This is a genomic window from Staphylococcus sp. 2S1 (assembly GCF_046721335.1).
GTDB classification, from domain to species: Bacteria; Bacillota; Bacilli; order Staphylococcales; family Staphylococcaceae; genus Staphylococcus; species Staphylococcus equorum_A.
Window position 1 is genome coordinate 1,657,535 of record NZ_JBEUUJ010000003.1, and the last position, 13,484, is coordinate 1,671,018.

The window sequence follows — 13,484 nt, forward strand, 5'->3', positions numbered from 1 at the left end:
AACAGTGGTGGTATTTGTAATGTTGGATAAATCAATCGATAAGAGAGATCAATATGAAATGATTTCAATATCGGAATCATTTCCTAGTAATCACTTATTACGTAGAGTAGATAATATATTGGATTTAAATTTCATTTATGAACTTGTCGAAGACAAATATTGTCTTGATAATGGAAGACAATCAATAAATATGGACTCATTATCAATGAGTTTTTGTTCTATAGTTAACAAATAGGGACTTTAATAATTTATCCATGATTGGATGTACTCTAAAACGATTGATTGTTCTATATGATGGTTTTTGATTTTGAGATAACCACATCATACGAATACTATCTGAAAGTGCGACTTCAATTCATCGTCCAGAAAATATTGATTGTGTATAAGCATAAAGAATTATTTTCAACATCATTTTAGGGTGATAAGAGGATGCACCATTTAAGTGATTGAATTCGTAGAATTCTGTTTCTGGAATTGTTTCAACAATTTGATTAACTGCATGTGCGATATCATTGTTAGGAATCAAAATTTCAGTTTCCATTGGTAGTGTTAGCTGAGTCATATTATAATTTTTATACATAAGACACCTCGTTTTAAAATTATGTTAGAGTAACTTTATTATACGAAGTGGCTTATTTTTTTGTATAAATTTATATAATTGTTCCGATTTTGTAAAGCGCTGACGCCTAGGGAATAGTATGAGTTTGTAAAACAAATAATATCTCAACTCTATTGCTATATTGGCAGTAGATGACTGAAGTGAAAACGCGCATAATATTAAGCTTGTTTCACTTCTAGTCATCTTTGGCGGGGTGGGACGACGAAATCTTATTAGAAAAATTAGATTTCTGTCCCACTCCCATACCCCCAGGCAAGCATGCGCTTTCAAAATCGGAGATTTTAACATAGAAAAACAGCAATCTATTAGTTTCTAATGGATTGCTGTTTTAATTTGAGAATAGGATATTTATGTCCCAGGCTCCCTATTTTGTGGCTATAATCTCATTGAAAATATTATGAGTTTAGATGATATTTTCTTTTTTTAATAAAATACAAACCATAGAATATAGCTAAGAATAAGAATAATAGTGCTGAGAAATAAAATGTATTATTTACAGAAGCTGTGAATTGAGTAATTAAACCACCGACAAGTGGGCCAATCATTGAACCAAAACCTTGTACACTGTTAAATACGCCCCAAGTTTCTTCTTGCTCATCTATATGTATATGGCTTGCCATAAATGTGTTCCATGCGGGTAGTAATATACCATACATCAGACCAATAAAGATTGCCAATATCCATACAAGTGTAATATCTGTAATCAGTGATAAAGCAAATATCATTATCGTATATAGTAGAAAACCACCAAAAATGACGCTGTACATAAATAATGTGCCATGTCTATCAATGATTTTTGATAAGAAGAGCATCGAGATCGCACAACCAACACCCCCAAAGACAAGCGCCATAGTATATTCTACAGTAGATACTCCGACAACTTTCGTTGCATATGTAGGTAGGATAGGTACTAATGCCGTGATTGAAGCGCCTTGTAACAAAATACCTGGGAATAAAATCAAATGACGTTTTGAAACGTCTACGATTTGGCCTAATTGTTGCTTGACTGGTCGCGTATTATAATTCGTCAGTCTTATCTTCACGAAGTAATACAAAATCCAAGCAATAAGTACAACCAATGACATCATAAACGCAAATTTCGTCGGGTGGAACTTGAAGATAAGGTTCATGCCAACCATGCCGACAAGTAAACCGAGGAGCCATGAAAAATAAACATAACCCATTTGTTTGCCACGATTTTTTTCATCAACACTTGCAAGCATAATGACCCAAATAGGACTAACTGCTATACCGAGTAGTACTGCACTGATAATTAGAACAATCGGAGAAGTCGGGAACCAAATGACTAAGAATAAGCTACCGAATGCAAGTAGGAAACCTAATGTGAGTACGAGTTTTGTGCCTAATCGTTTAAGTAAAAAACCAATCACGAAGTTGGTTGTTGCATCAGCTATAAAATGAGCAGAAATAGCGATAGATGTGACACCTACCGCAATTGAGGTTGCTGTTGGAAGTAATGCTAAGTAACTTAATATATACATACCTCGGGCAAATTCCATTAAGAACAAAATTACTAACAAGATTATAAAGTTTTTATTTGAATGATAATTGTCTTTATTTAACGAAGAGCTTTGCATATAAAGGAACCTTTCCGTAAACTTCTTCATAGCGAGATGAATGATCTAGTAAATTTAACAAGTCATTACACAACTTGTAAGTTGAATATGGAATTCGAGATTCATTCATAGACTGAGTCATTTCTGCTATTTTTGATGGTGTATTTGTTAATGTTGCAACTTGCTGTATTGCTTCTTCAGGTGTGTCGGCAATCAAACCAAATCCTTTTTCTTCAAAGTAATTTGCATTCTCTAATTCTTGACCTGGAGCAGGATTTAAGAAAATCATTGGGGTCTGACGTGTCAAGGCTTCGGATATTGTGATGCCGCCTGGTTTAGTAATCATTAATTGGCTTGAAGCCATCCATTCATTCATATGCTTAGTATAACCTACGATGAGCACGTTGTCGTAATTTTTAAATTGCGCAGATAACGTACGTTTCAATTCTTTATTTTTACCACAAATCATTACGACTTGAGAGTGTGGACTTCGATTTAATATCTCTTGTATCATTTGATCAAAGCCTTTTGATACCCCGAAGGCACCTGCAGACATGAGTATAGTTGGTTTGTCAGGGTTTAAGTGATTTTGACGAAGCCACGATGTTTTATCAATATCCTCTTCAAATTTATCTGCAATAGGGATTCCAGTAACTTTTAAATGCGATTTAGGAATACCTATGCTAGCAAACTCCTCTTTTAAATCTTCAGTAGCTAGATAATATCTTTGAGAATGGGGAGTTATCCAATTCTTTTGCATTCTATAATCTGTCATTACAGTTGCAATTGGAATGTTCATGTCAAATTGTTCTGTCAGAACAGACATTACTGGTGTTGGGAAAGTAAGTAAGATTAAATCAGGCTTTTCCTTTAACAGTAAATTTATTAATTTATTAAGTCCATAGTATTTATAGAAACATTTGTCTAATTGGTCGGGACGACTATAGTAAAATGCTTTGTACATATTCCTGAAATATTTAAAACTGTTAATGTACCACTTTTTACATATAGAAGTCAGTATTGGGTGAGCTTCTAAAAACAAATCATGTTCAATAACTGTTAAATTGTCTAGATTCATTTCGTTAAACTGGTTCACTACACTTTGAGTAACCTGTAAATGACCATTACCAAAGGATCCAGTAAGGATTAGTATTTTTTTGTTTTGAGTAACCATTTAAGCCACCCTCCAATAGTATAAATTTAGCTCATGCTAAGTTTAACGCATTTTCTTGACATGCGAAAGAAAAAACATAATTACAAAAGATTATATCATTTTACATACTGATATGAAATGATTCATACTGAATTCAGAAATGTGTATGCAGAAAATTAAGTCATTGTATATTAATACATTACCACGCTTAATATAATGTATGCTTGAAAAGCAAAAATTAAGCGAATATATAAAAAATATTAACAAACGTGTTACATAAAATTAACAAAGCAATTTAAAGCTAATTTAAACTCAAAAAAATCATGTAATTTTCATATTATAAAAACACACATATAATAGGAAGAAATTATTAAAATCTAGATATTAGATTCTATAAAATCAAAGAAAAATGTGTATAATAGAAGTATTGGAAATAAAGGAGCGATAAATGTTGGATGCAAATTTGTTATTTGAAAAAATTAGAGTAAAACAGGTTGTCGGTACGTTAGAGAGAGATGTAACAGATATCACAACTGATTCTCGTACTGCACAACAAGGCGGCGTTTTTGTAGCATCAAAAGGTTATACCGTTGATAGTCACAAATTCTGTCAAGACGTAGTAAACCAAGGCTGCCAAATCGTCGTTGTAAGTCAGGTGCAAGCATTAGACGGTAACGTGACACAAATCATAGTACCTGATACTTTACGCGCGAGCAAGTCTATTAGCAAATCAGTTATTTAATTATCCAAGCAAACAACTTGTAACTTATGGTGTCACGGGAACAAATGGCAAGACATCAATCGCTACAATGATACACCATATCTATAGAAAATTAGGTAAAGGCAGTGCTTACTTAGGCACAAATGGTTTTCAGATTAATGAAGATAAATCAAAAGGCTCTAATACTACACCAGAAACTGTAGCTTTAACTAAAAAAATCAATGAAGCTGTTGAAAAGAAAGCAGAGGCTATGACTTTAGAAGTTTCAAGCCATGGTTTGTCATTGGGGCGTTTAAGCGGTGTTAACTTCGATGTGGCAATTTTTTCAAATTTAACACAAGATCATTTGGATTTTCACGGTACAATGGAAGCATATGGACATGCAAAATCACTATTATTTAGTCAACTTGGCCAAGATTTGTCTCAAGAAAAATTTGTTGTGTTAAATCAAGATGATGAATTTTCTGAATATCTTGCATCAGTATCACCGTTTGAAGCGTTTACTTACGGCATTAATAATAAAGCACAATTTATGGCTGAAGATATAAATGAATCATTACAAGGTGTGACTTTTAATTTCGTAACACCAGAGGGTAATTTTTATGTGAAATCACCTTATGTTGGACGCTTTAATGTTTCTAATATTATGGCCGCAATGATTGCTGTTTGGAGTAAGGGTGTTAAGCTAAGTGAAATTGTAAAAGCAGTTGAAAGCTTAGAACCAGTGGAAGGCAGACTTGAAGTATTAGACCCAGCGCTACCAATTGATTTGATTATTGATTATGCACATACAGCAGATGGTATGGATAAATTAATCGATGCGGTTCAGCCCTTTACTTCACAAAAATTAATTTTCTTATGTGGTTTGGCAGGAGAAAGAGATATGGGCAAAGCGCCTGAAATGGGACGCATTGCATGCCGTGCAGATTATGTGATTTTCACACCAGATAATCCAGCTAACGATGATCCTAAAGTGTTAACACAAGCACTGGCACAAGGTGCGACACATCATAATTACATCGAATTTGAGGATCGTGCAGAAGGAATACGCCATGCGATTGATATCGCCGAGCCTGGAGATACCGTAGTGTTAGCTTCGAAAGGTAGGGAACCGTATCAAATTATGCCTGGCCATGTAAAAGTACCTCATAGAGATGATTTAATTGGTTTAGAAGCGGCATATAAAAAATTTGGTGGTGGGTCCGTTGAAGATTAGCAATATAAATTGTAATGATGTGCATTCAAATTTATATATTTATGAAGATACGAAAGCGGAAATTTATTTAATTGCGCTCCCAGAATTAAATTGGTCATTAGAAATAGATACAACATTAAATGAAGATGATATCAATGATGAACTTGTGATACACTTGTTTACGTTACTTGATGAGTCTACAGCAACTAAGGTTGCTACAGACATTGTCAGATTGATACTTGAGGATTAAAGGAGATTAAAAATGAGTATAAAGGAAGAAGTAGAATCTAGAAAAACCTTTGCAATTATTTCTCATCCTGATGCTCGGTAAAACCACATTAACTGAAAAGTTATTATTATTTGGTGGTGCGATTAGAGAAGCAGGAACTGTTAAAGGTAAAAAAAGTGGGAAGTTTGCAACAAGTGACTGGATGAAAGTTGAGCAAGAACGTGGTATTTCAGTTACAAGTTCAGTGATGCAGTTTGATTATGATCACTATAAAATCAACATTTTAGATACACCAGGACACGAAGATTTTTCAGAAGACACATATAGAACACTTTTAGCAGTAGATAGTGCTGTTATGGTAATTGACTGTGCAAAAGGAATTGAGCCACAAACACTAAAACTTTTCAAAGTGTGTAAAATGAGAGGTATTCCAATCTTTACCTTTATTAATAAACTTGACCGTGTTGGTAAAGAACCTTTTGAATTATTAGATGAAATTGAATCTACTTTAGAAATTGAATCATATCCAATGAATTGGCCGATAGGAATGGGACAAAATTTCTTTGGTATTATTGATCGCGATTCACATACAATTGAACCTTTTAGAGATGAAGAAAATACACTGCACTTAAATGATGATTTTGAATTAGAAGAAGATCACAAGATGAAAAATGATAGCGCGTTTTCTCAAGCTATTGAGGAATTGATGCTAGTAGAAGAAGCGGGAGAAGACTTTGATAATGAAGCATTATTAAATGGTGAATTAACGCCCGTATTTTTCGGTTCGGCATTAGCTAATTTTGGAGTTCAAAACTTCTTAAACGCTTATGTGGATCATGCACCAATGCCGCATAGTCGTCAAACAAAAGAGGAAGTTGAAGTAAAACCTTATGATTTAGATTTTTCAGGATTTATTTTCAAAATCCAAGCGAACATGGACCCTAAACATAGAGACCGTATTGCCTTTATGCGTGTAGTGAGTGGTGCATTTGAACGTGGCATGGACGTTACATTACAACGTACGAAGAAAAAACAAAAAATCACACGTTCAACATCATTTATGGCTGATGATAAAGAAACAGTAAACCATGCGGTAGCTGGAGATATCATTGGTTTGTATGATACTGGTAATTACCAAATTGGTGACACGTTAGTCGGCGGTAATCAAAAATTTAGTTTCCAAGAACTGCCACAATTTACACCAGAACTATTTATGAAAGTTTCAGCTAAAAACGTTATGAAACAAAAGCACTTCCATAAAGGTATTGAACAATTAGTTCAAGAAGGTGCGATTCAATATTATAAAGCACTACACACAAACCAAATTCTTATTGGGGCAGTAGGGCAGTTACAATTTGAAGTGTTCGAACATCGCTTGAAAAATGAATACAACGTCGATGTTGTCATGGAGGCAGTCGGTCCGAAAATTGCACGTTGGATAGAAAATGAAGAAGAAGTTAAAGATAAGATGAGTACATCGCGTTCAATTTTAGTTAAAGATATTTATGAAAATTATGTATTTTTATTTGATAATGAATTTGCAACAAGATGGTTTGAAGAGAAGTTTCCAGAAATTAAATTATATGGTTTGTTATAAAACTATAATTTGTGTATAATAACGATATTAATAGAATACCTATGACTTTGTAGTCAGAGGGGAGTAACTCAACTGTTATTAAAAAGATATATGAAGCATGCATTTATATGCTTAAGGAAAATACTTTATATATCTTTTTAACATAGTCATTTTATCGTCATTACGAAGCTTAATTGCTTCCGGTAAAATGGGCAGATACAAACTGTCGAGTGAGACCTTTGCTAATAGTGAATAACGCGATCGATTTGTTCTTTAGTGTAAAAAACTAAGTGAACTAAATTAAATAGCGGCAATACACTAACTTAGCTTAGGTCTCTATTTTTATGTTTAAAAAATTAAGGAGTTGTCCTATATGGATCCAAGTATGATTTTACCTTATTTATGGGTGCTCGTTGTTCTAGTATTTTTAGAAGGACTATTGGCTGCAGATAATGCCGTAGTTATGGCAGTTATGGTTAAACATTTACCGCCTGAGCAACGTAAAAAAGCTTTGTTTTATGGTTTGTTAGGTGCATTAGTATTCCGTTTTATTTCTTTATTCTTAATCAGTATTATCGCAAATCTTTGGTGGATACAAGCACTTGGTGCGCTATACCTACTATACATGTCCATTAGCAATTTAATATCCTTCTTTAAAAATAAAGACAAAGAAGAACAAGAAGCTGGAGATGACCACCACTTTGATGAAGATGGTGGAGAGATTCACGCAAGTCCTAAAGCGTTTTGGGGCACTGTATTAAAAGTTGAATTCGCAGATATCGCATTTGCTATTGATTCAATGCTTGTCGCTCTTGCAATTGCAGTGACATTACCTGCAGTTGGCATCCACTTCGGCGGCATGGACTTAGGTCAGTTTGCTGTTATGTTCATAGGTGGTATGTTGGGAGTTGTAATTATGCGTTTCGCCGCAACATGGTTTGTAAATTTATTAAACAAATACCCAGGTTTAGAAGGCGCCGCTTTTGCTATTGTTGGTTGGGTAGGAATTAAATTGGTGGTTATGGTGCTCGCACATGAAAAAATCGCTGTTTTACCTGAACACTTCCCACATAGTACGTTATGGCAATCTATTTTCTGGACTGTCATGATATTATTAGTAGTTATTGGTTGGTTAACTTCATTAAGAAATAACAAGAAAAAAGAAAAACAAAAGTAAATATTAATGTAACTGGAAAAGCTCATAGAGTTTTTCCAGTTTTTTTATGGAAAAATATGTGGAGACAATAAGGTATTTTCTTGGAATTTTAATAGTGTCGTTTACTAAAATTGAGCAAGGATATGTCAAAAAATTTGATAATATCATTTAAAGTTAGAAATTTTGTAAGAAAGTGATTATAATCAGAATGTATCTATTTTTATAAAACAAAATAAAGAAGAATTATCTATTATGATATGTCATAATAGAGTGTGAAGATTTATGTAAGATTAGGGGGAATTAAGGTGACTCAAAATAAAAAACACGTCATTCCTAAAGAAAAATACGGACGTAAACGACGTGAGTTTTTTCATAATGAAGAACGTGAACAACGTGTACATTTAGAGCATGAGGCCAGAGAACAGCGTGAAGAAAAAGCGCAAAAATTAGCCAAAAATAATGAGGAACGTGTGAAAGAAAATTTAAGAAAAGCACGTATCGAAAAGCTAACACAAGAAGAGATACAGCAACAACAGGCTTTGATGGCTAAACAAAGTGGTTCTAAAGAAGATATAGATACATCAAGTGATAAACAGGCATCAGATATCGAACAGTCTTCAAGCTACCCACAGAAGCAAAATGCTAATTATCATTCTCAAAGTAAGTCTGAGCAAGATACTGATTATCGTCGAGACAATAAAGAAAATGATACTGTGGTTACTGACCAGAGCACATTATCAAACGATCAGTCGTCAACAATTGATGAAGAAGATAATTTTTATTCAGAAGAAGCACAACAATCGCGAGTTGAAGCATACGTTGAAGATGAAGATGTAAATTCAAATCAAAATGCAGATGCAGATGCAAAAGAACAGGAAAAAGAGCAAACAACAGAACGTAATAAGCATGCAACTCAACAACAAGAACCAAGTCACGCCAATCAAAATGGACAATTAAGTGGTGTTGATAAAGTTAAATATTTCTTTAAGGAACATTGGCCGAAAGTACTTATCGTTATTGCAGTTATAGTATTATTAACTTTGATGAACGCAATATTTACTAACGTTGATCAAAACGGTAATGATAAAGATAGTATTTTCCAAAGTAATAATGATAAAGAAAAGTCATATACAACAACGATGAAGAGCGCAAATAGTGCTACAAAATCAGTAGTAACGGTTGAGAATGATACAAGCAACAAAGGTTCTTCTGCAGAGAAAGAGACACAAGAAGCAGGTAAAGAAAATGAGCTAGGTTCAGGTGTCGTCTACAAAAAAGTAGGCGACTCTATTTTTATCATGACAAATGCGCATGTAGTAGGAGACAAGAAAGAACAGAAGATTACATATGGCAATGGAGACTACTCAATAGGAAAAGTCATTGGCACAGACAAATACTCTGATATTGCAGTAGTTAAAGCCAAAGTTAAGTCTGGGAGCGACGTTAAACCAATCAAAATGGGTGATTCAAGCACTTTAGTATTAGGGGAACCGATTATCGTTGTAGGGAATCCATTGGGTGTTGATTTTAAAGGTAGCGTTTCAGAAGGTATCGTCTCAGGTCTTAATCGTCATATACCTGTAGATATTGATAAAGATGAACAATATGATGTGTTAATGGATGCATTTCAAATCGATGCGCCGGTAAACCCTGGTAACTCAGGTGGCGGCGTGATTAATAGAGATGGTAAATTAATAGGTATTGCATCGTTGAAGATCGATATGGATAATGTAGAAGGTATTGCATTTGCAATTCCAGTAAATCAAGCTGAATCAATAGCAAAAGAACTTGAAGCTAAGGGTGAAGTCAAATATCCTAATACAGGTATTCGTATCATGAATGTTGCCGATATCGATGATGAAACACGTCAATCATTACAACTACCTGAAGATGTGAAATCAGGTGTATTAATTGGTGATGTTAAAGAAAACTCAACAGGTGAAAAATCTGGGTTGCAAAAAAATGATGTCATAGTAGAATTAGATGGTAAAGAATTAGAAGATAATCTAAGATATAGACAAATTATTTTTAAACATAAAGATGATTTGGATACATTACCACCTAAAATATACAGAGACGGTAAGCTTAAGGATATCAAGATTAAATTGAAGTAGCGTTGAGGTGAATAAACGTTGTCCATTTTCAATCAATTGTTAAAAAAATCAAGCCCTCAACAAGGGATAGTGATGTATTATATTGTTGCAATTATCGTAGCATTTTTATTGCTTAATTTACCATTTGTTCATAAATCTGGGGTTAATGTTGACCCGATTGATTCCTTGTTTGTAGCAGTTTCAGGCGTGAGTGTGACTGGTTTATCACCTGTTAATATCGTCGAAACGTATACTACTTTTGGACAAATCATAATTATGATTATTCTAAATATCGGTGGTATTGGTGTCATGGCCATAGGTACAATGCTATGGGTGTTTTTAGGAAAACATATTGGTATGCGTGAACGTCAGCTTATTATGCTTGATAATAATAAAGATACTATGAGCGGTACAGTTAAACTGATTCTAGATATTGTGCGTACAATTTTAATTATAGAACTTGTTGGTGCCTCATTATTAGCATTTTATTTTTATAGAGATAATCCAGATTTGCAATATGCAATTATGCAGGGCATGTTTGTAGCTGTATCCGCAACGACAAATGGCGGTTTAGACATTACAGGACAATCGTTAATTCCTTATGCCAATGATTATTTTGTTCAAACTATAGTTATGTTTTTAATCATTTTAGGATCTATAGGCTTTCCAGTATTAATTGAAGTTAAAGCATATATTAAAAATAGAATTCCTAATTTTAGATTTTCATTATTTGCAAAAATTACAACAATGACTTACTTAGTATTGTTTGTATTTGGCGCAATAATTATTTTATTATTTGAACATAATCATGCTTTTCAAAATATGACATGGCATAAATCGTTATTTTATGCGCTATTCCAATCTGCAACAACGAGAAGTGTCTGGGTTACAAACTATTGATGTAAGTGATTTTGGAGAAGGTACGAATGTAATTATGAGTATCTTAATGTTTATTGGTTCTTCTCCGAGTTCAGTAGGCGGTGGTATCAGAACGACTACTTTCGCAATCTTAATTTTATTCTTATTGAACTTTAGCAATAATAATGAAAAAACTTCGATTAAAGCATTTAATCGTGAAATTCATACGACAGATGTACAACGCTCATTTGCTGTTTTTACAATGGCAGGAATCCTTACATTTGCAGGTACGATTACGATACTTGTAGTTGAAAATGGCAAACTATCATTTCTACAAGCATTTTTCGAGGTGATGTCAGCGTTTGGAACATGTGGACTATCGTTAGGCGTTACTGATGATATAAGCGGGATGAGTAAGGTCGTATTGATGATACTGATGTTTATTGGTCGTGTAGGGCTTATTAGTTTCATTATTATGATTGGTGGCCGTAGAGAGCCAGACAAATACCATTATCCGAAAGAACGCATTCAAATTGGCTAAAACTCCATTTTGATAATTGTATGATGATTAAATATAAAGTTAACCCCTTCTTGTAACGATAGTGCAAGAGAGGGGTTTTTAATTATTAAAATTCTTAGAATGTAATATTTCCTTTTGCTATCATGGGTATTTAGAAACATGTTAAACTTAGGTAAATGAGGGGAGAGGCATATGAAAAAAAGCGAGAGAATTACAATAGATGTTATCACAACTTCAGATATGCACAGTCATTTTCTAAACGGGGATCATGGTTCTAATATATATAGAGCAGGTACTTACGTTAAAACGAAACGAAAAGAAAATGAACATGTGATTTTGTTAGATAGTGGCGGTAGTTTGGCAGGCTCATTGGCTGCATTTTATTATGCTGTTGTTGCGCCGTATAAGCGTCACCCTATGATAAAGTTGATGAATGCTATGCAATATGATGCAAGTGGTATCAGTCCTAATGAATTTAAATTCGGTTTATCCTTCTTTTCAAGAGCAGTCTCTTTATCTAGGTTTCCATGGCTATCAGCGAATATTGAATATAAGCGTACACGAGAACCTTATTTTTCTACACCATATACGATAAAAGAGATAGAAGGCGTCAAGATAGCTATTGTTGGGTTGACTTCGGACGGATTGATGAACCGCGAACACTTTGAAATGGAGAATGAGCCGCAAATTGATAAAACTTTAGTGGCTTCTAAAAGGTGGATTCGTTTTATTCATGAAACTGAAATGCCGGATTTTCTCATAGTCATATATCATGGTGGTATAAACCAACTTAATAAATCCGCAAATGAACGCGAGCAAAACGTGAATGAAGCGGAAAAAATTATGCAATCGCTAGGTGTGATTGATTTACTGATTACTGGTCATCAACATCAAACCTTTATTGGTAGAGATGATCAAACATTGTATGTGCAAGCAGGTCAAAATGCGGAACAATTAGTTCATGTGAAAATTAACTTTAAGCAAAGAACTACCTCTTATGAGTTAGACGATGTGGAGTCACAAATTGTTGATTTAAATGAGTATAAGGAAGATGAGGATTTATTAAACTTAACATTTTATGATAGAAAAACTGTTGAACATTGGGGCAAAGAAGTTTTAAATGTTACACCTGTTTCTGCTCAAGTAAATGGTTTAGGAGATGTTATTACAAAACCTCATCCTTTCACACAACTTTTACACGACGGTATTCGCTCAGAGTTTGATTATGATATTTCATGTGTACATCTACCTACCAGTGGAGAAGAGGGCTTAGAGGCAACAGTAACCAATGAAGCATTATATAAAGCGTACCCACATCCTGACGTGCCAGTCGATTTAACTATAAAAGGACAGCAGATTAAAGATATTCTAGAATATGGTTATTCACATATAGAATTTAGCCAGGGTGAACTCAGTTTAACGATTATTGATGAAACATTATGTACGTTTTGGCAAGGCGTGGATTACACTATTGATATGAATGTCGCACCATTTAACCGTGTTAATTTAAAAAACATTAGACTGAATCATATGTATCGTGTAAGTATGACAGATTATTGTTATAGAAATTATAGACAGTATTTAGAAAATGCAGTTATTCATGAAACTGGCGAAATAACAATGGTAGAATTAATATCTAGGAATTTGAAAAATGAGCAGTATAAGATAAATCAAAAACAAAGCTTTAATGTAATAACATAGTTTGAAAGATTGTAATATAAATACGACTTCGTACGCGCTAGTATAAGGCAGTGCATCAGTCTCAGCCTGTATTGTTCGGCTAGCGT

Annotated in this window: 6 protein-coding genes, 4 pseudogenes and 1 riboswitch; of the genes and pseudogenes, 7 read left to right on the plus strand and 3 right to left on the minus strand. The window is 33.9% G+C overall.

Translation table 11 applies throughout. The features are described from left to right. Positions 1 to 180: 180 nt before the first annotated feature. The 3 genes and pseudogenes from ABLV90_RS08820 to ABLV90_RS08830 all read right to left on the minus strand — a co-directional run. A pseudogene (locus tag ABLV90_RS08820) lies at positions 181 to 580 on the minus strand (transposase); the annotation flags it as partial. A gap of 434 nt (positions 581 to 1,014) precedes the next feature. Next, positions 1,015 to 2,217 carry a lipoteichoic acid biosynthesis MFS flippase LtaA gene (gene ltaA / locus ABLV90_RS08825; RefSeq protein WP_427708343.1) on the minus strand — a complete coding sequence of 401 codons (1,203 nt, stop codon included), beginning with the start codon at positions 2,215 to 2,217 and terminating at the stop codon, positions 1,015 to 1,017. After that, positions 2,195 to 3,370 (minus strand): diglucosyl diacylglycerol synthase, encoded by a 1,176-nt coding sequence (locus tag ABLV90_RS08830; RefSeq protein WP_069818204.1) that lies wholly within the window; start codon positions 3,368 to 3,370, stop codon positions 2,195 to 2,197. Before ABLV90_RS08830 ends, ltaA begins: the two co-directional genes overlap by 23 nt. 430 nt (positions 3,371 to 3,800) lie before the next feature. On the opposite strand from ABLV90_RS08830, the pseudogene ABLV90_RS08835 reads away from it, so the two are divergent. From ABLV90_RS08835 to ABLV90_RS08865, 7 genes and pseudogenes are all read left to right on the plus strand, one after another. Further along, a pseudogene (locus ABLV90_RS08835) lies at positions 3,801 to 5,286 on the plus strand (UDP-N-acetylmuramoyl-L-alanyl-D-glutamate--L-lysine ligase). Next, positions 5,267 to 5,515: a YueH family protein gene (locus tag ABLV90_RS08840; protein ID WP_427708345.1), complete on the plus strand. Its 249-nt coding sequence runs from the start codon at positions 5,267 to 5,269 to the stop codon at positions 5,513 to 5,515. Before ABLV90_RS08835 ends, ABLV90_RS08840 begins: the two are co-directional and overlap by 20 nt. 12 nt (positions 5,516 to 5,527) lie before the next feature. Next, positions 5,528 to 7,091 (plus strand): annotated as a pseudogene (locus ABLV90_RS08845) (peptide chain release factor 3). 46 nt (positions 7,092 to 7,137) lie between these two features. Then, positions 7,138 to 7,314: riboswitch (yybP-ykoY riboswitch) on the plus strand. A gap of 129 nt (positions 7,315 to 7,443) precedes the next feature. Beyond that, positions 7,444 to 8,247, plus strand: coding sequence for a TerC family protein (locus ABLV90_RS08850; RefSeq protein ID WP_460872509.1), 804 nt, complete (start codon positions 7,444 to 7,446; stop codon positions 8,245 to 8,247). Between the two features lie 284 nt (positions 8,248 to 8,531). Further along, a complete protein-coding gene (locus ABLV90_RS08855) occupies positions 8,532 to 10,340 on the plus strand; it encodes a trypsin-like peptidase domain-containing protein (RefSeq protein ID WP_460872510.1) in 1,809 nt (602 codons plus the stop codon). Between the two features lie 18 nt (positions 10,341 to 10,358). Then, a pseudogene (locus ABLV90_RS08860) lies at positions 10,359 to 11,718 on the plus strand (TrkH family potassium uptake protein). Positions 11,719 to 11,889: 171 nt separating this feature from the next. Further along, a complete protein-coding gene (locus tag ABLV90_RS08865; protein ID WP_460872511.1) occupies positions 11,890 to 13,398 on the plus strand; it encodes a bifunctional metallophosphatase/5'-nucleotidase in 1,509 nt (502 codons plus the stop codon). Positions 13,399 to 13,484: the final 86 nt, after the last annotated feature.

Excerpts from the sequence above, each read along its gene's own strand:
- ABLV90_RS08850 (WP_460872509.1), top strand. The coding sequence starts at position 7,444 with ATGGATCCAAGTATGATTTTACCTTATTTATGGGTGCTCGTTGTTCTA.
- ltaA (WP_427708343.1), bottom strand. The coding sequence starts at position 2,217 with ATGCAAAGCTCTTCGTTAAATAAAGACAATTATCATTCAAATAAAAAC.
- ABLV90_RS08830 (WP_069818204.1), bottom strand. The coding sequence starts at position 3,370 with ATGGTTACTCAAAACAAAAAAATACTAATCCTTACTGGATCCTTTGGT.
- ABLV90_RS08865 (WP_460872511.1), top strand. The coding sequence starts at position 11,890 with ATGAAAAAAAGCGAGAGAATTACAATAGATGTTATCACAACTTCAGAT.